The sequence below is a fragment of the Plantibacter sp. lyk4-40-MEA-4 genome, assembly GCF_030209415.1.
In the GTDB taxonomy this organism is placed as follows: domain Bacteria; phylum Actinomycetota; class Actinomycetes; order Actinomycetales; family Microbacteriaceae; genus Plantibacter; species Plantibacter flavus_A.
Window position 1 is genome coordinate 315,109 of record NZ_JARVSA010000002.1, and the last position, 19,540, is coordinate 334,648.

Genomic DNA, 19,540 nt, shown 5'->3' on the forward strand with positions numbered 1-19,540 from the left:
CCATTCCCACCGACCCGAAAGGAACCGACGTGAACCGCTCACTCGTCGTCATCCCCACCTACAACGAACTCGACAATCTGCAGCCGATCGTGAACCGCACGCTCGCCGTCCCGGGGGTCGACATCCTCGTCGTGGACGACTCCTCGCCCGACGGCACCGGGTTCCTCGCCGAGCAGCTCGCCGCGCAGCACCCGGAGGTGCACGTGTTCCACCGGGCCGTGAAGGACGGGCTCGGCGGCGCGTACCTCGCGGGCTTCGCCTGGGCGCTCGCCCGGGGGTACGAGGTCGTCGTCGAGATGGACGCGGACGGATCCCACCACCCCGAGGACCTGCCCCGCCTGATCGCGCTCCTCGACGATCACGATCTCGCGCTCGGCTCACGCTGGGTCCCGGGTGGCGTCGTCGAGAACTGGCCCGCCCACCGGCTCGCGCTGAGTCGCGGCGGCAACCTCTACACGCGACTGGCCCTCGGGATCGGTGTCGCCGACGCGACCGGCGGGTTCCGCGCGTTCCGCAGCGAGGCACTGCGCCGCATCGACCTCGCCGACGTCGCGTCGCAGGGGTACTGCTTCCAGGTCGACCTCCTCTGGCGGGCGCTGCAGCGCGGGCTCCGGGTCGTGGAGACGCCCATCGTCTTCACCGAGCGGGTGTCTGGCGAGTCGAAGATGAGCGGCGGCATCGTCTCGGAGTCGCTCAAGAAGGTCACGATGTGGGGCGTGCGTCGTCGCCTCCAGGAGGTCCGCGCGCTGCTGCACGGCCACCCGCTCCCATCCGTGCGCGTGCTGTCCACCCGCTGAGACCTGGTGGTGCGGGCGGCCACGACCACGGACCGACGACGGCTGCACATCTTCCCAGGTCCTTCCGGTTCCGCCGCCCTCCCCGGAGTCGTAGCGTGAGGGCATGACCAATCGCACGCGCACCCCGCAGCACCCCATCGGTTCCGGCTTCGGCCACTCGAGCACCGCGGCGGAGGTGCTCGAGGGCATCGACCTCACCGGTAAGCTCGCCATCGTCACCGGCGGCTACTCCGGTATCGGCCGCGAGGCCGTCCGTGCCCTGGTCGGCGCGGGTGCCCGCGTCATCGTCCCCGCGCGGCGCCCGGAGACCGCTCGCGAGGAGCTCGCCGGCATCGACGGTGTGGAGGTCGATGAACTCGACCTGGCCGACCTCGCGAGCGTCGAGGCGTTCGCCGACCGCTTCCTCGCCACGGGCCGGAGCCTCGACCTCGTCATCACGAACGCCGGCGTCATGGCGGCTCCCGAGACGCGCGTCGGTCCCGGCTGGGAACTCCAGTTCGCGACCAACCACCTCGGCCACTTCGCCCTCGTCAACCGCCTCTGGCCCGCCATCGTCAAGGGCGGGTCATCGCGGGTCGTCGCGTTGTCCTCCAGCGGCCACAAGCGCTCCGGGATCCGCTGGGACGACGTCCAGTTCGAGCACGGCTACGACAAGTGGGAGGCGTACGGGCAGGCGAAGACCGCCAACGCGCTCTTCGCCCTCCAGCTCGACACGCTCGGCGCCGAGGAAGGTGTCCGCGCGTTCTCCGTCCACCCCGGCGGCATCCTCACGCCGCTGCAGCGGCACCTGCCGCGCGAGGAGATGATGGCGCTCGGCTGGGTCGACGCCGACGGCAACCTCCTCGTCTCGGGGTTCAAGTCGCCCGAGCAGGGTGCCGCAACCGAGGTGTGGGCCGCGACCTCGCCGTCGCTCGACGGCCTCGGCGGGGTGTTCTGTGAGGACTGCGACATCGCCGGCCCGGCGGAGACCGCGGTCTCCCCGGCCTCCGGCGTCGCCGACCACGCGACCGATCCGGAGGAGGCGGCCCGACTCTGGGAGCTCTCCGCCGAACTCACCGGGGTCGACGCCTTCGCCGCTCGCGACTGATCGGCCGGCGCCACCCCTTGCAGCCACCCGCCCACGGACCTACCGTGAGAGCGGATCAGCGCGACGATGCGCGAGACGGAGACCGCCCAGGCGGATCTCGGAAGGAGCACCCCATGAGTGACCAGAACGCCGACATCAACAACCCGGGCCCGCACGACGAGGTCGTCGACGACGCGGCAGCCGAGCGCGTGGCGTCCACGACGAACCCCGGCCCGCACGTCACCGAGGACGACCCGGCGGCGAGCGGCGAGGCCGACATCACGAACCCCGGTTCGGAGACCGAACGCGACGCCGCGGCCGAGCGCGAGGCGGAGCGCGTCGCGAACATCACGAACCCCGGCCCGCACAGCTGACCGCACCCGGTCCACAACTCAGGACGCCCCCCGGCGCGTCGCGTCGTCCCACCCATGCGGATGGCCGACGCGCCGGACCACTCCTGAGTTGTGGACATCAGCCAACCGCACGCCCACAACCGAGTCCACCGTTCACAACTCAGGACGCCCCGGGTGTGTCCGCCCTCCCGTCCGGTCCGGACGGACGACACGCGGGGGCGCTCCTGAGTTGTGAACCGACGGGTCCCACTCGGTCAGTGGTCAGCGCGAGGCGGACGCAGGCGCGTCTCCTCGATGTCGAGCATCGTCTGCGCCTCGGCGAGGATGCGCGACGGGTACGCGCCGCGCGCCCGGGCGTCGAGGAGCCGCTCGCGTTCGGCCTGCACGACGGCGAGGCGGAGCTGGCGGTAGAGCCGGTGCGGCGTCTCGGCATGCGTCTCGCTGGGTGACACCGACTCACGCGAGCGTTCCCAGGCGGCTTCCGCCCGCAGGAACGTGGACTGTCTGACGCGTTCGAGCAGATCGGGGTCGATCTCCTCCTCGATGCCGACCGCCGATGCCGGATCCTCCAGCACGCTGATGCCCGCGTAGCTGATCTCGTCGAGGAGGGTCGCCAGCTGGCGACGGTCCTCGGACTCGTCGATCCCCTGCACCTTGAGCAGCCGGATGAGCCACGGCAACGTGCCGCCCTGGACGACGAGCGTCACGACGGCCACCGTGAAGGCGATGAGGACGAGCTGCTCGCGGTACGGGGTGCTCTGCGGCAGTGACTGTGCGGCGGCGAGCGTCACGACGCCGCGCATGCCCGACCAGCTGAGGATGACGCCACCTCGCCAGTCGATCTGCTCCAACCGCAACTGCTCGAGGTCGGCGCGCTGCCGCTCGTAGGCGCGCTCCCGCCGCCGCCGCCGGTGCCATCGCCGGTTCTGTCTCGGGAACCGTTCCGAGTACCCCATCGACAGCCACCGTTGCAGGGTCTGGCGTTCCGCCCAACGTTCTCGTGCACGGAGCCCGAGCACCAGCGGCCCCACCCACAGGAACCGCAGTGCGATGAGCGCGGCCGTCGCGACGAGACCGATCCCGATGGACTCCTCGACGGACAAAATCTCGGCGTCGACGGCGCCGATGAGGGTGCGGATCTCGAGGCCGATGAGGAGGAACACGGCGTTCTCGAGCAGGAACTGGATGGTCCGCCAGTTGATGCGGTCGCTGATCCGCGCCTGCGCCGAGAACGCGGCCGAACTCGCGTGCCCCGTGTACAGGCCGGCGATGACGACGGCCAGCACGCCGGACCCGCCGAGCGCCTCGGTCGGCATGAACGCGACGAACGGGACGGCGATGGAGATCGCGGTGTCGAGGACGGAGTCGTTGAGCTTCGACCGCAGCCAGACGGTGACGTACCCGGCGATGAAGCCGACGACGATCGCCAGGACGACCGCGTAGACGAAGTCGCCGACCGTCGCCCACGGCGTGAGCATGCCGCCGGCCGCCGCAGCGCTCGCCGATCGGAGGAGCACGAGCGCGGTCGCGTCGTTCACGAGCCCCTCACCCTCGAGCACCGTCAAGAGGCGGGGCGGGAGGCCGAGACGGCGTCCGATGGACGTCGCCGCGACCGCGTCGGGCGGGCTGATGATCGCGCCGAGGGCGATGGCCGCGGCCAGGTTGAGGTCCGGCAGGAGGCTGAAGAGGAGGAAACCGGCACCGAACGCGGTGACGATGACGAGCACGACGGACAGGCTCGTGATGGTGGCGAGGTTGCGGCGGAAGTCCATGATCGGGACGCTGATCGCCGCGGCGTAGAGGATCGGCGGCAGGACGACGTCGAGCACGAGTTCCGGTTCGACCTCGATCTCGGGCACGCCCGGGAGGTACGAGAGCCCGACGCCGACGATCACGAGGATGATCGGCGCGGCGACACCGAGCTTGCGGGAGAAGGCCGCGACGGCCACGATCACCGCGATGCCGACGACCGCATACACCCCGAGTTCCATAGCGATCAGGCTATCGGTCGCTCGGCCGGCCACACCCCGACGGCTGTCGTGGGTGCCGGGAGACTATTCGAGCAGGCCCCGGATGTCCTCCGCGGTGAGGGCCTGACTGAACACCGCGTCGTCGTCGAGGACCGCGGCGAAGAGCTCGGACTTCTTCGCCTGCAGCGCCATCACCTTCTCCTCGATCGTGTCGGCGGCGACCAGCCGGTAGACCATGACGTTCTCGGTCTGGCCGATGCGGTGCGTGCGGTCGATGGCCTGCGCCTCTGCGGCCGGGTTCCACCACGGGTCGAGCAGGAAGACGTAGTCCGCTTCGGTCAGGTTGAGGCCGAACCCGCCGGCCTTCAAGCTGATGAGGAACACGGGGGCGTCGCCGGTGCGGAAGCGGTCGATGACCTCACCCCGACGACGGGTCGACCCGTCGAGGTACTCGTACGCGATGCCCTGCTCCTCGAGCCGACGCGCAGCGGTGCCGAGAAAGCTCGTGAACTGGCTGAAGATGAGCGCCCGGTGGCCCTCGGCGACGACGTCGTCGAGCTGCTCGAGGAGGGCGTCGAGCTTGCTCGAGGGGATGCCCGCGTGCTCCTCGGCGTCGATGAGACTCGCGTCGAGGCTGAGCATGCGGAGGAGGGTGAGCGAGCGGAACACGATGAACCGGTTGCGGTCGAGGTCGTCGACGAGTCCGAGGAGTTTCTGCCGTTCGCGTTGGAGGACGAGATCGTAGAGCTTGCGGTGTGCCGGCGCGAGTTCGATCCGCAGCACCTGCTCCTGCTTCGGCGGCAGTTCGGGCGCGACCATCTCCTTCGTCCGTCGCATGAGCAGCGGACGGATGCGTCGGCGCAGGGTCTGCAGCCGACTCGAGTCGAGACCCTTGCCGATCGGCTTGACGTAGTGCTCGGTGAAGCGCGGCGCCGACGCGAACAGGCCCGGCGCGACGATTGCCAGCAGCGACCACAGCTCCATGAGCGTGTTCTCGATGGGCGTGCCGGTGATCGCGAGCTTGAACGGTGCTCTGAGGTCGACCGCGCACTCGTGCAGCTTGGCGCGGTGGTTCTTCACGAACTGCGCCTCGTCGAGGATGAGCCCCGACCAGTCGACCGCCTGGTACGCCGGCGCATCGAGCCGGAACAGCGCATAGCTCGTGACCACGATGTCGGCGCCCGCCGCGAGGTCCGCGATCGACGCGCTCCCCTTCGCCTGCGTGGCTGTGATGCTGCGGACGACGAGGTCGGGCACGAAGCGCGTGGCCTCGGCGACCCAGTTGGAGACGACCGACGTCGGGGCGACCACGAGGAACGGTGGTGCCGTGGTCCCGGTGGTCTCGCGCGCGTGGGCGACGAGGGCGAGGGCCTGCAGCGTCTTGCCGAGGCCCATGTCGTCGGCCAGGATACCGCCGAGTCCGTGCTGCCAGAGGAACGCGAGCCAGCGGAAGCCCTCGACCTGGTAAGGCCGGAGGTCTGCGTGGAGTCCCGACGGCAAGGCGGTGTCGGGGACCGCTTCGATCGCGTTGAGTCCGGCTGCAGCCTCGCGCCAGGAGACGGCCTGCTCGGTCTCGTCGGCGAGGTCTTCGAAGTCGGCCCAGAGGCTCGCCTGATAGCGACTGATGCTCGGCTTCGTCTCCCACTCCTTGAGCGCGGCCGCCTCGGTGAGCAGCTCGCGGAGGCGGTCGAAGGCGGGGTGCTCGAGCGACAGGTAGGTGTGGTCGACCATGAGCAGCTTGGTGCGCCCCTTCGAGAGGGCCTTGAAGAGGGGCTCGAAGGGGACGCTGTACTCGCCGATGTGGATGACGATCCCGAGGTCGAACCAGTCGCGTTGCTCCGTCTCCACCGTGGTGACCGAGATGTGGGGCGTGCCCGTGAGCTCCCGGTACTCGGGGCGGTCGCCGGACACCTCGACGAGGACGTCGTCGAGCGACTCGAGGACGGGGAGGGTGCGCTCGGTGACGAGTGCCGCGTCGAACTCCGTCAGGACCTGCGGCCGGGGCGGCCAGACGCCCGGGGTCGTGAGCTCGTCGAACGAGCCCGCGGCGAGCGCCCGGCGTTCCGGTTCCGCCGCGGCGGCGATGGCGGCGCCGACCCGGTCGAGGATGGCCCGCTCCGCGCGTTCGTCGCGGAGGACCTCCGCTTCGGCGGCGTCGGTGGGACCGCCGTGCGGCACCGTCGACACGAGTGGTCGTCCTGCGGCGAGCGCCGGGGTGCCGCCACCGATCGGGACGCGCTGCGCCGGGGCGTACTGCCAGAACCAGGCGAGGCGCAGGGTCTGCTTCGGTTCGAAGGAAGCCGTGAGGACGAGGACCGGCGGCACGATCTCGGGAAGGGCCACGGTGCCGTCCGTCGAACTCAGCGAGATGCTACGGCGGAGCCGTGGGACGTAGTGCTCGAGGAACTCCGGCACCTCGGCCTCGGGGACGACGACCGGCTCGCCAGGCCCGAGCAGTCCGCGGGCCTCGTCCGTCAGCGGTTCGGCGAGCGGGGCGAGCACGATCGCCTGCTGGGGTTCGAGCGTGTAGTGGTAGAGCCCGTGGTCGCCGAGGGCTCCGCTGGTGGCCGCGTCGACGTCGGTGCCATCGATCGTCACGACGGATCGGAGGACCACGCCCTCGTCGTCGTGCGCGGCGTCCAGCCGGATGGCGGCGGTGGTGCCGAGGGCGACCGTGCCCTTGCGTGTGCCGACGAGTTCGATCCCGAGTTGGGCCGCCTCCTCGAACAGATGCCAGAGGACGGGGCTGCCGAAGTCGTCGAGGACGAGCCAGTCCGAGTCGCCGGCGCCGGCGTAGGCACCGGCCGGCGGACGGGTGGCACGCAGGAGCGCCTGGAACTGCGTGAACCACTGCTGGTGCGCCGGATCGAGCGACAGCCGGTGGCCCTGGTGCGTGAACGAGGTCCACGAGATCGTCGACTTCACGAAGCCGCCGCCGGCCTTCTTGACGACGGGTCGGACGGCGATGCGGCGGGGGTGCCGGGGCTCGGGCGGGCCGTCGGCCGTGCGGGAGGTCGGTCCGCGCCAGCGTTCGGCGGTGCGCGGGATGCTCTCGCGGACCTCGAACTGCAGGCCCATGGCCGTCGGCGCCGTGGCACGACCGGCATCGCCGGCGAGGGAGTCGAGTCGGTTCCGCCAACTGGGCGGTGCCGGCGGCGTCTGCGGACTCGGGGTCCATCGCGCTGCTCGCCGTTCCGCCTCCGGACGCCAGGAGGCAGGGAGGTCGTCGAACTCGTCCAGGGCGTACATCGGCCGGTGCTCGGCCGGCTCGTCGAGCACGGGGTCGTTGATGGGCGCGGTCCAACGCCGGTCGGAGCGCCAGGACGCCTCCTTCCCGGAAGGCGGCCGCTGTGGTGCCACCCACCGGTCGGAGCGACCCTCGGCACGGAGATGGGCCGCGTTGCTGTGCAGCAGGGTGGCGACGATGTGCTTGCAGTCACCGCGGAGCGGGCAGGAGCACGCGCTGCCTTCGATGCGAGCGAACCCACCGGTGTCGTCGCCGAGGTCGATGATGCAGGCGTACGGGACGTCGGTGGAGCCTTCGACGATCCCGTGGAGCCGACGCTTGTCGGGGTCCCAGTCGGCGGCGGTGACCCGACCGTCTCTCGCGTAGACCCGGCCGCGGTCGAACGCCACCCGCCCGACGAGCCGGACGAGGTCGGCCACGTCGACCAGTGGTGCGGGCTCGGGAGTCATCGCCCCATGGTCTCACGCACGACGGACACCCCTGCCTCGGGCCAGCGCGGTGCGCTGACCCGAGCGCGGGTCTGCGACGTGAGCGCGCCCCTCCGGAGGGTCGCGCTCACGTCTGTGGGTCGCGGTCGGTCCAGCGCCCCGCGCTGACCTCAGCACCGACCGGGGCACGTCCGGCGGCTCGTAGAATGAAGTAATGACCTCTCTCCCCCACGACGAGCCTGCGAACCACGCTCCCGGCGACGACGCGGGCATCGATCCCACCGATCTCGAGGTCACGCTGCGTGTCCTCCAGACCATGGCGACGATGGACGAGGAGCATCCCGACTACCTCCAGGTGCGCCGCGCCACCGCCAAGATGTTCAAGGCGGTCAAGAAGGAGCGCCGGCTCGACCGTCGGGCCCGGATCGCCGACGCCGACCGCGCCGTGATCGCCGCCACCGCTACGGGCGCACCCGACCGCATCGACGACGAGACCCGGGGCATCCCGCTCGCCACCACCACGACGGCTCCGACCGCCGGCGAGCTGCTGGTGCCGCGCAACTGCTACATCTGCAAGCAGCCCTACACGACGGTCGACGCCTTCTACCACCAGCTCTGCCCGCAGTGCGCGGCGATGAGCCACGCGAAGCGAGACGCCCGCACCGACCTCACCGGCAAGCGCGCCCTCCTCACCGGCGGCCGCGCGAAGATCGGCATGTACATCGCGTTGCGACTCCTGCGCGACGGAGCACACACCACCATCACGACGCGGTTCCCGCGCGACGCCGTCCGCCGCTTCAGCGCGCTCCCCGACAGCGCCGATTGGCTGCACCGGCTTCGCGTCGTCGGCATCGACCTCCGCGACCCGGCCCAGGTCATCGCCCTCGCGGATTCCGTGGCCGAGCAGGGTCCACTCGACATCCTCATCAACAACGCCGCGCAGACGGTCCGCCGCACGAAGGGCGCCTACCAGCCGCTCGTCGACGCGGAGCTCGCCCCGCTGCCGGACGGCCCACTGCCCGAACTCGTCACCTTCGGCCACACGAACGACGCACACCCGCTGTCGCTCGCGGCGTCGGTGTCCGCCCACCCGATCCTCGCCGCAGCGGCGGCCAAAGCCGATGCGCTCACCGAAGCGGCCATGACGGCCGGGTCATCCTCGCTCGAACGGCTCGCCGCCGGCACCGCGATCGACGCCGGCGGACTCGTCCCCGACGTCGACCACAGCAACAGCTGGGTGCAGAACGTCGACCAGGTCGAGCCTATCGAGATGCTCGAGGTCCAGCTGGCGAACGCGACCGCCCCGTTCATCCTCATCAGCCGCCTGCGTGCGTCGATGGCGGCGTCCGACTTCCCGCGCACCTACGTGGTCAACGTCTCCGCGATGGAGGGCGTCTTCGGTCGCGGCTACAAGGGCCCAGGACACCCGCACACCAACATGGCGAAGGCCGCGCTGAACATGCTCACCCGGACGAGCGCGCGGGAGATGTTCGAGACCGACGGCATCCTCATGACGAGTGTCGACACCGGCTGGATCACCGACGAGCGCCCGCACCCGACCAAGGTGCGACTGGCGGAGGAGGGCTTCCACGCCCCGCTCGACCTCGTCGACGGCGCGGCGCGGGTGTACGACCCGATCGTCCGCGGCGAGGCCGGCGAGAACCTGTTCGGCGTCTTCCTCAAGGACTACCGCCCGAGCTCCTGGTGAGCGTCGACTCGCGGTCGTGGTCGAGGACCCGGCGATGATCGGTCCGGCGGCCGTCCGCTTCCTCCGGGAGGCACCGCTCGGTTCGCGGGTCGTCGTGCGCTTCGCACTACCCGAGGGCGCCGAGGCGGGTGCGACCGACGCCCTCGGCGAGCTCGTCGAGCGGTCGGACACGGGCTGCACGGTCGAGACCAAGCGCGGACCGGTCGTGATCGCCGACGCCGACGTCATCGCGGCGAAGCCCGTCCCGCCTGCGCCTGCACCACGGGAACGCCGCCGCTCGCCTTAGGCTGGGCCGATGAGCAGCGAAGTCACCCAGGACCCGTCGCCGACGCAGCATCGCGTCGAAGTGACGCTCCGACGTCCCTGGTACGGCGCGTTCCAGCGTCCGACGGTGGTGTTCGACGGGCGAGGCCAGCCGGCGCAGTGGGGTACGGGCAGCTGGCGGCTCGGCGGGACGGAGGTCTCCTTCGAGGTCTTCCTCTTCAATCGGGTCTGGCGGTACGGCGCGGCCCGGACCACCTTGACCGCCGGCGTCGACACGTCGCTCGTCTACCGCGCGCCGCTCCTGCCGTTCCTCCCAGGTCGGTTCACAGCGAGCTGAGCGGTGGCTCGGAAGCCCGTCGGCGGCCGCCCCTAGGCTGGCCGGATCACCCTTTCACGCACGGGCATCGGGAGAACACGGCATGGCGAAACGCACCGGAACGACGGCACCACGGCTCGACCCCGTCCGTCTCATCGGATTGACCGACGGCGACGAGGGGGCCCTCGACGCGCACGACAGTGTCGAAGGCCTGCGGTTCGCCGATCTCGACCTGTCGCACCGTGACCTCTCGGGCATCACGATCTCCGAGTCCCTGCTTGCCGGCATTCGAGCCGACCAGACCGACTTCCGGGCGGCGTCGTTCCTCGACTCCCGGCTCGAGCGGTGGGACGCGCCCATCCTCCTCGCCCCTCGAAGTCGCCTGCGCGACGTCGAGCTGGAGGAGTCCCGGGTCGGTTCCGCCGACTGCTACGACGCGAACTGGCAGTCGGTGCGGGTCACCGGATGCAAGCTCGGCTTCGTGAACCTGCGCGGGGCCGTGCTGCAGGACGTCCTGTTCGAGGACTGCACGATCGACGAACTCGACCTCGCGGACGCGACGGCCACCAGGGTCCGGTTCGTCGACTGCACGCTCAACAGTCTCGACGTCACGCGGGCGAGGCTCACCGACGTCGACCTCCGGACGCTCGAGCTCCGTCGCATCGCCGGCATCGAGCACCTGCGGGGCGCGACGATGACGCCGTTCCAGGTCGGAGAGCTCGCAGCGATGTTCGCCGAGCAGTTCGGCATCCGAGTCGAGGACTGACCTCTCGGGTTGCGCCAGCGCGGTGCGCTGACGTGACCGCGGGTCTGGCGCGTGGGCGCGGGTCTCCGGAGGCCCGCGCTCACGCGTGTACCCCGCGCCCACGCCGGTTCTCCGGCACTCGCGTCAGCGCACCGCGCTGACGCCCGATGACCCGCGCTCGCGCCGACGCACCGCGCTCGCGCCGGCGCACCGCGCTGGCACCCGAGCCACCGACACCCGCTACCGGGGCAGACGGACCCCGATGCGCTCCAAGTGCGCGTTCGAGAAGGTTCCGGCCGGGTCCAACTCCTCGAAGAGGTCCCGTGCCTCGGCGAGCCGCGGCACGACCTCGGCGATGCGCTCGGCGGTCAGGAGGTTGAGCTTGCCCCAGTGCGGGCGGGCGTCGAAGGGTGCGAGCGCCTCCTCGATCGCAGGCAGCACCGCTCGGACCTCCTCGGGCAGGTTGCGCCAGGTGAAGTGCACGGCGAGCATCTGCCGGTGGTACGCGCCGCTCAGCCAGAGCTTGTCCGGCGCGGCCGTGCGCAGTTCGGTCACGAGCAGCAGCGGGGCGATGCGGTCGCCGAGCGCACGCAGGGCAGTGATCGCAGCGGGTCCGTCAGCGCGGTCGATGAAGTACTCGGTCTGGATCTCGTCACCGTTGCTCGGCGTCGACTCGAGCCGGAAGTGCGGCAGCCGCTCCCACCAGTCGCCGGGGACACCGCCCTGCAGGGTGAGGTTGTCGGGGTCCGTCTCGACGAGGTTGCCGGCGGTCAGGGAGTCCCGCTGCACACCGAGCCACGACTCCGGGACCACGGGCAGCTCGTCGTCACCGGCGACAAGGCGGGTCTTCCACCAGATCTGCTCGACGGTGTCGCCGAGCCAGTTGGTGAAAATGCTGACGCTGTAGGCACCGCCGGTGACGCCCTCGAAGTCGGCGAGGACGGCGTCCCACGGGACGTCGCGGTAGACGTCCTGACGCACGCGGTAGGCGGGCTGCACATCGACCGTCACGCGCACCACGATGCCGTACGCGCCGAGCCCGACGACGAGGCCGTCGAAGCCGGGGTCCCCGCGCCGCACGTGGACGAGTTCACCCGTGGCGTCGACGTACTCGAGGCCGCTCACCGCTGAGGACAGGATGCCGTTGTCGTTGCCGGATCCGTGGGTGCCGGTCGCGATCGCGCCGCCGATGGAGATGTGCGGGAGCGAGCCCATGTTGTGGAAGGCGAGGCCATGTTCGGCGAGCCAGGCGGCGGCGATCCCGTAGCGCGTCCCGGCTCCGATCGTCACCGAGCCGGCAGCCTCGTCGAACACCGGGTCGGCGGGGATGTCGAGCACCGTGATGAGCGTGCCGTCGGAGTCGGCGAGGTCGGTGAACGAGTGTCGGGTGCCGAGGGCGCGGACACGCGTGCCCGTCCTGGCGGCCTCGGCGACGAGTGCGCGGACCTCGTCGATCGACGTGGCGTTCACGATCCGCGGCGCTGCGAAGGTGTGCGTGCCGGCCCAGTTGCGTTCAAGCGTCATGAGCGCAAGCTTGCCAGAGCCGGGACGACCCGCAGGCGTTCCCGAAACATTTCCAGTCAGGCGGGCGGAGCGGCGTGCTTGTTCTCGAGCAGGACACCGACGGCGACGAGCACGACCGCGCCGAGGAACTGCGCGATGATCCAGGGGATGCCGCCGAACGGGAGCGGGAGGACCGGGTTCCACACGATCGCGACGAGCAGCGTCGGGATCATCCAGAGCGGCTGCTTGGCCTGCCAAGCGAACACGGCCATGATGAGCGCGAGGATGCTCACCACGAACAGCACGATCGTGAAGGCGTCGAGCTCGAGCAGCGCGAGGCCCAACATGAGCGCGACCGCACCCATGATGCCCGGGATGAGCGCCGGGCGAAGGGCGAAGGGTGCGGGAGCGGGAGTCGGACTCGGCATCCCACGAGTTTACGTGGAGCGGCGGGGCGTCGCCGAGCGGTGCGGCGGGGCCGATGCGGCACAATCACTGCATGGGCGTTCTCATCTACGGTGCAGGAAGTCACTACGACTTCGACGACCGCGTGCTCGCCCATCTCAGGGCGGCGATCGGGAACAAGCTGCGTCGTCGGGAGTCCTTCTTCGTCGAATGGACGAAGGGCGCTGTGGACGGCGGTGGGCGCGTGAGTCTCTGGGTCACGAGCGACGTCCCGCTGCAGTTCCGGTTCGCGCAGGCGGAGCCGCCGGTCAACCAGGCGTGGGTGCGCGCCCTGCTCGACTCCTCCTATACGCCGAGCGGCATGATCCTGACGTCCGAACCCGACACGACGACCGATCCGGAGTCGGCCTGACCCGAAGGCTGGCTCAGCGCTGCTCCACCAGCGCGGCGAGTTGGTCCGTGACAGCACTCCTTCAGGTCAGTCGGCTGCGTCCTCGACGCGGGCGAAGCGCGGTCCCTCGTAGCCGTCGCGTGAGACGGGCTCGACGAACATCGCGAGCGGTCGCACCCACGACGTCGGCGGCGTCGTGTTCGTCCGATAGAAGACGTACGGCTCCTCGGTCTCGCTGTGTCGTCCGACGCCGATGACCTCGTACCGCGCACCCTTGAAGTGCCGGTAGGTGCCGGGCTCGACGCCGAAGGACTCGCCGTCGTCGGTGCTGGCCATACTGTCGTCGCTCATGTCGCGATTCTAGCCAGCGGGCGTCGCGGAATCGGTGCGCTCTTCGTCGGCCCGGAGCTCGGAAACGTACCGCACCAAGTCCTGCATCTGGCGGGGAAACGCCTCGCCGATGTCGATCCCGAACCGGTCGGCGAGGACGAGACACGACCAGATGGCATCACACAGCTCGTGCTCGAGCTGTTCGAGTCCGATGCCGTCGATGCGGCGCGTCCCCTCGAGCGTCATCACGATCTTGGCGAGGTCACCGACGTCGCCGACGAATCCGAGGGCGACCTCCTGGTTCGTCCAAGGACGTCCGATCCGCTTCGTGCTGAGATCGTCGTAGGCGGCGGCGACCTCCATGGCGTGGGCGTTCAGCGCTGCGAAGTCCTGAGTCATCCCCAGAGCCTAGCCACCGCCGTCGACGCCCTCCTCGCTCGGAGGGAGAGGCTCAGGCCGAGCGGAAGTAGTCGGACGCGGCCTTCGTGTACAGGAGGATGAGGCCGATGACCGCGAGCAGCAGGCTGATGATCTGCGTCGCGAGGTTGCCGGTGGTGACCATCGCGTAGACGGCGCTGGCGATCGACAGCACGAGGACGATCGTGGTGAGCACCCTCGCCACGCTGCTCCCCCGCAGGAGGCCGACGCCGACGATGATGGTGATGATCCCGAGGATCAGCGAGACGAGACCGGCGACCTGCATCCCCTGGAGGTTGCCGTTCGGCGTGTTCGCGCCGACCATCAGGAGCGCGCCGCCGAGGGCGCTCAGGAAGCCCTGGATCCAGACGATCACCGCGACGATGGTCACTCCCCCTGGTCGTTTCGCCATCCTGCACACCTCTCGTTCGTCGTTCGACGGTCCCGGATCGGGACCGTCCCCGACCCTAGCGGTGTGCTACCGGAGACCGCCAGGGGTGGAGCGGAAGGCCCGGCGCGCGGTATTCGGCGGAGACGTCGAGCGGGCGACCGCATCGGGAGGCCGCGTTGCGACCCGAGGACCGCATCCTGGAAGCACCGCCGCAGTGATTTACCCGGCGGTCGGCACAACGTCCCAATGCTCGCGGATGAGCTTGTCGTCGACCCTGAAGATGTCCGCCGCCAGAACGGGGTCGTCGGCCTTCGCGCCGACGCTCTGCGAGAAGGTCCAGACGAGGTCGCCGTCGCTCAGCGAGATGACCGACTCCTGCGGCGGGAAGGTGGCAGACCCGGAGAAGAACGACTTGAGCGCCGCCGTGCCGTTGGGTGCGACCGGGTTGTGCTGAAGATAGGCGGGGTCGAAGGCCTTGTCGAGGATCGAGACGTCCTGGTCGCGGAACAGCGTGTTGTACGCGCTCACCGCGAACGTCCGGTTCTGCTCCTCCTGCGACTCCGACGGGGCGACCGCAGGCTTCCCCGGGCTGTAGAGGTCGCTGAACATCGTGTTGGTGTTCCCGCTCGCCGGCGTCCCGGTCGCGATCGGCTGATCAAACGCCCAGCGCTCCACGACGGCGCCGTCCCGCACCCGGAACAGGTCGACGGCGGCCTCGCCTGTCCGTTCGTCGGCCGGGTCGGAGGCGACCTGGTAGTGCACGGCGACGAGGTCGCCGTCGGCCGCGGTGTGTTTGACGACCGCCTGCGCTCCGGGGACCCGCGTCCGGTCGGCGGTGAACTCGGCCAGGACGCCGCTCGGACCGGACTTCTGGCCAGAACCGTGCGCGATGGCGTCGGCCGCGACCAGCTTGTCGGTCGTGGCCACCGCCTTCGGCGAGGCGGGGTCGGGGAAGGCGTCGGTGTAGAGCTTGAGCACGGCGGCGAGGTTCTTCTGCTCGGTCGTCGAGTCGCTGCGGTCGCCCGTCGAGCCGCCGTCGGCACTTCCCTTCCGTGCCGGCGAGACCGAGGACGACGGATCGGGCACGGCTGCCGAGGTGGCCTGGCAGCCCGCGAGCAGTGAGACGCCGACGAGGACGGCGGCAGTGCGGACGAGGGGGACGACGAGGGCACGCGATCTGGTCATGACATCAGGGTGCGACGGCGTTCTGAACCTCAGGTGAGGTGTTTCTGGGCTTCGCTGGGAATCCGTGTCTTTCAGTTCTGGGGTCGGTGCCTGGGGGTCGTCCTGCCGACCGGGCCGCCCTATCCGCCATCGCGGCCGTTCAGCGTGTAACCCGGCGCCCAGAGCCGGGATAAGGCCCAGCCTCGATCCGATGCCGGGAGTGACGACGTAGCCGTTCCACGATCTCATCGCGTCGGCCATGCATCCATGACGCAGTGGCGGCGTCCCACTCCTCTGGGAACGGGATGTAGAGCACGGGCGGATCCACGCCCCACCCGGCGTCGAAGACGAAGCCCTCGGCCCCCTCCCAGTAGACGACCTCTTCCTTCCAGCGAGGCTCGACCTCGAACTCCGCGTCTTCCCCCGTCTGCACGGTTCGATGCTATGCCGCCCGTGCCCACCGACGGACGGGCATGACGACGAAAACCCCCTCCGTCCCGGTGTTGCTCGGGGATGGAGGGGGCTTCTTCGTGGCGGTACCGGTGGGATTTGAACCCATTTAGAGGCACGCGATACTTAGCGACTGCCGTCCAATTCCCATGGAATCAAAGGCATCTTCCCCCACCATCTCTCGTCGACTCACACCTACCCACACCTACTCCTGCACCAAAACGCACCACGGAGGCACTTTGCGGCGCGACGCGCGTCCGAGGCGGCGCACTGTCAGCGCGCGCGCCCTTTCCGCAAGGTTTTCACAGCAACAGCTATCCAAAGAAGGCCCCCGGTCACCAGCAGTAGCGCTCGCACCAGCCGCCAGCGTCCACCAGCAGCAGCACCGTTCGTCACGTCGGGCCCTGCCTTATGACTCGCGGTTGCACCAACCGGCGCAGATAGACCTGTCTCGGAGCATTCGGCCGACCGCACCGATGGTCCTTCAGCGACAGGTGGCTGGCTGGCTGGCGACGTCGTCGATCCACCGCCAGCACTATGAATCACCTTGCGACCCAATGGAGACGCGCTCACGATCACGACTACGGCACTCGCTAACGCAAAGCCTCCTAGCGACCAATTCTGTGCGGTGACCGAGGCCTCGGAGGCCTTCAATGACTCGACAGCCAATGCAGACAGCCCAGCGATGAGCAGTCCAAAAAGGATCAGAAGATCCCCAACAGTCGTCGGCGTTTTCGTTGAAGCCCGCACCGCGGCGAATCCCGCAATTGCCAAGAACACGCCCGCCAGAGGTAGAAATGCTGCAGTAAGCCCCCAGTTCACCTGTGAGGCAGCACAGACCGAAGCCGCCGTGGCACCGAGTGCTGCAATCGCAACGACTACTGCCGACCATGGCGGCACAATGCGGCTCTCGAACTTTGCAAATCCCATAACCAATGTCCCCCGTTTTGTTCGCACAACCACTTTTACAGCAACAACGCACACCTCGCTCGCGAGACGTCCGCATTGCTCTTACCGACCGCCAAGGATGACCCACGCGTGTGAGCCTCCAACTATCTGTACGCTGACCCTATGGACGCAACAGTAACCACCAGGCCGTGGCAGCCACCCATTGACACTCTGCCGGACGGACCGCAGCCGGGAATCGTCTATATCCTCCCGCGGATGCGGGACGGCGAGGGCAGGCCTGCCTTCCACCCAGAGAATCTGACTCTCGTGAAGTCCGCTGTCACCTCAGGCGCACGCTTAGATTATGCACTTCCACCCGATGAACGGCGATTCGTCGATCACTTTTCAGCAGAATCGACATTGGAGCTCTGGCTTGCTCTCTCCGGACCAATCACCGACGTTGTCCTTTTCGGCCTCGGCTACATGATCGACCGTCTCCTGCACAATCGCGGGTCTTCTCGGTCTGACATCGATGGGACCGCCGTAACGGTTCGCATCGCTCAGTACAACCCTGATTCCGGCGCGTATGAAGGGCTCGAAGTCATTGGACCGGCTGAAGACGTCATCGCCACTGTCGAGGCGCTGAAACGCGATAACTGATGTTCCGCTTCCGTCTCCTCGAAGCGGGCCCCGTGCCACCTGCTGACGGCCCGACACGTGTTCGATACATGTTAGATAACGGTCGCGCGGCTCTGACGGCTTCGACCGATCTTTACCTCGGTGTACTGAGGTCTATTAACAAGAGCGGCGAGGAACTCCCCATCATCATCGTCACCGGTGATCAGAATGCTGACCTGGAGCTGGCGGAAGAGGTGCGACGTGAGTGGGAAGCCATCCGCTTGAGCATCCCGGAAGAGGCACGCGAAACACACAAGCAAGAAGTCGCACAAGCCGTGAGCCTAGCCGTCGACGCGCTCAACTACTTAGAAGATACCGCGGACGCGGGCGCGGCGCACGAGCTCATTCACCGCACCTCGCTCTTGCGGAACGGGTTATATGGGTGCACCCTTTGGGCCGAGGGACGGGCGATCTGGACCGACTGCCCCGTAAGAGTCTCACATCTGTGTTTCGGAGTTTCCGCAGAAATGACCACGGTATGGAACTGCTCGATCTGCAATCAGCGGTTCGATGTGTGCTCTCACGATCCCGACACCTACTACAGCGTGGAGGCGTCCCGCAACCAGGGGCTTTGTTCTCTTTGTCGGCAGGAGTCCTGCGAGCACATCGACGGCAGCGAGTACCAAATAATGCCTAGAGCTGTTGCATCGGCAATCAGCAACGGCGCCATCGCGTTCGTAGCGCGACCCCGCTACCCCAGGGCACGCGTAACAGAAATGTGCTTGATCGAAGACCCGTCGGAGGCTCAGCTAAAGCTCGCTACCTCCGGAGACCTTCAATGCAACGTCTGCCTGCTCGATTGCCAGGGCATGAAGGAATGCCTTCCCTCCTAACCCTGGCGGAGATTCATATCATCGGCGGCGAGCGAGGGCAAGGCTTCCGCTATCGAACCGTTCAGGCTCGTCGATGAACCTGCTCGGAGCGCTGCCGGCTGAGTGCATGAGTCACATTGTCCAGATCGTCCGGAAAGAGCGCGGCGTAGGTGTCGAGGGTGACCTTGGCTGACTTGTGTCCAAGCATCCGCTGCACGACCTTGACGTTCGCGCCCGCACTGATGGCCAGCGACGCGGCTGTGTGGCGAAGGTCATGCGGGGTGATCCGGCGGAAGCGAGGATCGTCATCCATACAGCGCTTCACGGCTCTAGCAAACCAGCCGTTGTGGGCGTGGCCAGGTCGGAGAAACGTGCCGTCGTCTGCGGTCCAAACAAGATCGTCCGGCGCCTTGTTCTTGCAGGCTGCAGCCACCTCGGTATCGAGGAAGTCAGGGTAGGCGACTGTGCGCCGCTCATGGGACTTCACGCTCCCCAGGATCTGCTGGTAGTTGACCTCCGCGACGGCTTCCCGGATGTTCACACGCCTCCTCGCTTGGTCGATGTTGCGCACGCGGAAAGCAGTCGCTTCGCCCCATCTGAGTCCGGTGTAGGCCAGGAAGTACACGATGCTGGACTCCCGGGACGCCCCTGCTAGCGCCTCGACCTGCGCATGAGTCAGGAAGACCTCGTCGGGAATCGGCTTTTTCTTGATCGTGATCCCCCGCGAGGGGTTCTTCGTGACACGGTTGTCCTCAATCGCATCGTCGAAGATGCCAGCGAGGAGATCTCGTGCTCGCGCGACAGTCGTGTGCGATCGCGTCTCACCAAGTCGCGTGAGCCACGCCTCGACCTGCCGCTTGGTCACGGCACCGACGGCGTACCCTCCCCACTCCGGCAGCACGTGCACCCGCCAGGCACTCTCAACCGAGTGATGGCTGCTGGGGGTCACCTTGGTCTTGTGGCGCGCGATCCATTCGGTTCCCAGCTGCGCGATCGTGGCCCGAGCGTCCGCCCGATCCACGTACGATCCCTTGAGCTTCGAGACCTCCACGGTCGCGAGGTGAGCCTCGGCGTCACGCTTCAGCTTGAAGCCCCGGTCGTGACCACGTGAGCCGTCTGGCTTCGTGTACCAGACCTCGTAGAGCCGGCCCTTGGTCTTGGTCTCGTACGACTTGACCGTGCCCATGTATCCCCCGTGGGTATGAATTGGCGTGAAC

The 19,540-nt window shown here is 68.5% G+C and carries 20 protein-coding genes; 10 read left to right on the plus strand and 10 right to left on the minus strand.

What is annotated here, in order from left to right; translation table 11 throughout:
* Positions 1-29: 29 nt before the first annotated feature.
* From QRN44_RS03555 to QRN44_RS03565, 3 genes are all read left to right on the plus strand, one after another.
* On the plus strand, positions 30-797 hold the full coding sequence (locus QRN44_RS03555; RefSeq protein ID WP_217634971.1) for a polyprenol monophosphomannose synthase: 768 nt from the start codon (positions 30-32) through the stop codon (positions 795-797).
* A gap of 103 nt (positions 798-900) precedes the next feature.
* Positions 901-1,884 (plus strand): SDR family NAD(P)-dependent oxidoreductase, encoded by a 984-nt coding sequence (locus tag QRN44_RS03560; protein ID WP_175116307.1) that lies wholly within the window; start codon positions 901-903, stop codon positions 1,882-1,884.
* Positions 1,885-1,997: 113 nt separating this feature from the next.
* Positions 1,998-2,237: a hypothetical protein gene (locus tag QRN44_RS03565; RefSeq protein ID WP_285038271.1), complete on the plus strand. Its 240-nt coding sequence runs from the start codon at positions 1,998-2,000 to the stop codon at positions 2,235-2,237.
* 233 nt (positions 2,238-2,470) lie between these two features.
* On the opposite strand, the gene QRN44_RS03570 is transcribed toward QRN44_RS03565, so the two are convergent.
* Positions 2,471-4,207: a cation:proton antiporter gene (locus QRN44_RS03570; protein WP_064294303.1), complete on the minus strand. Its 1,737-nt coding sequence runs from the start codon at positions 4,205-4,207 to the stop codon at positions 2,471-2,473.
* A 63-nt stretch (positions 4,208-4,270) separates the two neighbouring features.
* Positions 4,271-7,882: a DEAD/DEAH box helicase gene (locus tag QRN44_RS03575; RefSeq protein WP_285038272.1), complete on the minus strand. Its 3,612-nt coding sequence runs from the start codon at positions 7,880-7,882 to the stop codon at positions 4,271-4,273.
* A gap of 193 nt (positions 7,883-8,075) precedes the next feature.
* Between QRN44_RS03575 and QRN44_RS03580 the strand changes: the two genes are divergently transcribed.
* The 4 genes from QRN44_RS03580 (at position 8,076) to QRN44_RS03595 (ending at position 10,915) form a co-directional block, all read left to right on the plus strand.
* Positions 8,076-9,569 carry an SDR family NAD(P)-dependent oxidoreductase gene (locus QRN44_RS03580; protein WP_064294305.1) on the plus strand — a complete coding sequence of 498 codons (1,494 nt, stop codon included), beginning with the start codon at positions 8,076-8,078 and terminating at the stop codon, positions 9,567-9,569.
* Positions 9,570-9,585: 16 nt separating this feature from the next.
* The gene (locus QRN44_RS03585; RefSeq protein ID WP_285038273.1) at positions 9,586-9,855 is read left to right on the plus strand and encodes a putative acetyltransferase; all 270 of its coding nucleotides are present in this window, start codon (positions 9,586-9,588) and stop codon (positions 9,853-9,855) included.
* Positions 9,856-9,864: 9 nt separating this feature from the next.
* Complete coding sequence (locus QRN44_RS03590; RefSeq protein WP_064294306.1) at positions 9,865-10,170, plus strand: hypothetical protein; 306 nt, start codon at positions 9,865-9,867, stop codon at positions 10,168-10,170.
* An 82-nt stretch (positions 10,171-10,252) separates the two neighbouring features.
* The gene (locus tag QRN44_RS03595) at positions 10,253-10,915 is read left to right on the plus strand and encodes a pentapeptide repeat-containing protein (RefSeq protein WP_285038274.1); all 663 of its coding nucleotides are present in this window, start codon (positions 10,253-10,255) and stop codon (positions 10,913-10,915) included.
* Positions 10,916-11,134: 219 nt separating this feature from the next.
* Here the strand turns inward: QRN44_RS03595 and QRN44_RS03600 are convergent, their stop codons facing one another.
* A complete protein-coding gene (locus QRN44_RS03600; protein ID WP_285038275.1) occupies positions 11,135-12,418 on the minus strand; it encodes an FAD-binding protein in 1,284 nt (427 codons plus the stop codon).
* A gap of 56 nt (positions 12,419-12,474) precedes the next feature.
* Positions 12,475-12,825, minus strand: coding sequence for a DUF6804 family protein (locus QRN44_RS03605; RefSeq protein WP_064294309.1), 351 nt, complete (start codon positions 12,823-12,825; stop codon positions 12,475-12,477).
* A 71-nt stretch (positions 12,826-12,896) separates the two neighbouring features.
* Between QRN44_RS03605 and QRN44_RS03610 the strand changes: the two genes are divergently transcribed.
* Positions 12,897-13,214, plus strand: a complete 318-nt coding sequence (locus QRN44_RS03610; RefSeq protein WP_285038276.1) for a DUF7882 family protein — start codon at positions 12,897-12,899, stop codon at positions 13,212-13,214.
* A 66-nt stretch (positions 13,215-13,280) separates the two neighbouring features.
* On the opposite strand, the gene QRN44_RS03615 is transcribed toward QRN44_RS03610, so the two are convergent.
* The 5 genes from QRN44_RS03615 to QRN44_RS03635 all read right to left on the minus strand — a co-directional run bounded on the left by QRN44_RS03615 (position 13,281) and on the right by QRN44_RS03635 (position 15,928).
* Positions 13,281-13,544: a DUF1653 domain-containing protein gene (locus QRN44_RS03615; protein WP_285038277.1), complete on the minus strand. Its 264-nt coding sequence runs from the start codon at positions 13,542-13,544 to the stop codon at positions 13,281-13,283.
* A 9-nt stretch (positions 13,545-13,553) separates the two neighbouring features.
* Positions 13,554-13,922, minus strand: a complete 369-nt coding sequence (locus QRN44_RS03620) for a nucleoside triphosphate pyrophosphohydrolase family protein (protein WP_285038278.1) — start codon at positions 13,920-13,922, stop codon at positions 13,554-13,556.
* 52 nt (positions 13,923-13,974) lie between these two features.
* A complete protein-coding gene (locus QRN44_RS03625) occupies positions 13,975-14,352 on the minus strand; it encodes a hypothetical protein (protein WP_285038279.1) in 378 nt (125 codons plus the stop codon).
* A gap of 198 nt (positions 14,353-14,550) precedes the next feature.
* Positions 14,551-15,516 (minus strand): nuclear transport factor 2 family protein, encoded by a 966-nt coding sequence (locus QRN44_RS03630; RefSeq protein ID WP_285038280.1) that lies wholly within the window; start codon positions 15,514-15,516, stop codon positions 14,551-14,553.
* Positions 15,517-15,655: 139 nt separating this feature from the next.
* Positions 15,656-15,928 carry a hypothetical protein gene (locus tag QRN44_RS03635; protein ID WP_285038281.1) on the minus strand — a complete coding sequence of 91 codons (273 nt, stop codon included), beginning with the start codon at positions 15,926-15,928 and terminating at the stop codon, positions 15,656-15,658.
* A 1,088-nt stretch (positions 15,929-17,016) separates the two neighbouring features.
* On the opposite strand from QRN44_RS03635, the gene QRN44_RS03640 reads away from it, so the two are divergent.
* Positions 17,017-17,493 (plus strand): hypothetical protein, encoded by a 477-nt coding sequence (locus QRN44_RS03640; RefSeq protein ID WP_285038282.1) that lies wholly within the window; start codon positions 17,017-17,019, stop codon positions 17,491-17,493.
* A gap of 68 nt (positions 17,494-17,561) precedes the next feature.
* Positions 17,562-18,344, plus strand: a complete 783-nt coding sequence (locus QRN44_RS03645; protein ID WP_285038283.1) for a hypothetical protein — start codon at positions 17,562-17,564, stop codon at positions 18,342-18,344.
* Between the two features lie 61 nt (positions 18,345-18,405).
* Here QRN44_RS03645 and QRN44_RS03650 read toward each other — a convergent pair whose 3' ends face one another.
* Positions 18,406-19,509, minus strand: a complete 1,104-nt coding sequence (locus tag QRN44_RS03650; protein ID WP_285038284.1) for a tyrosine-type recombinase/integrase — start codon at positions 19,507-19,509, stop codon at positions 18,406-18,408.
* Positions 19,510-19,540: the final 31 nt, after the last annotated feature.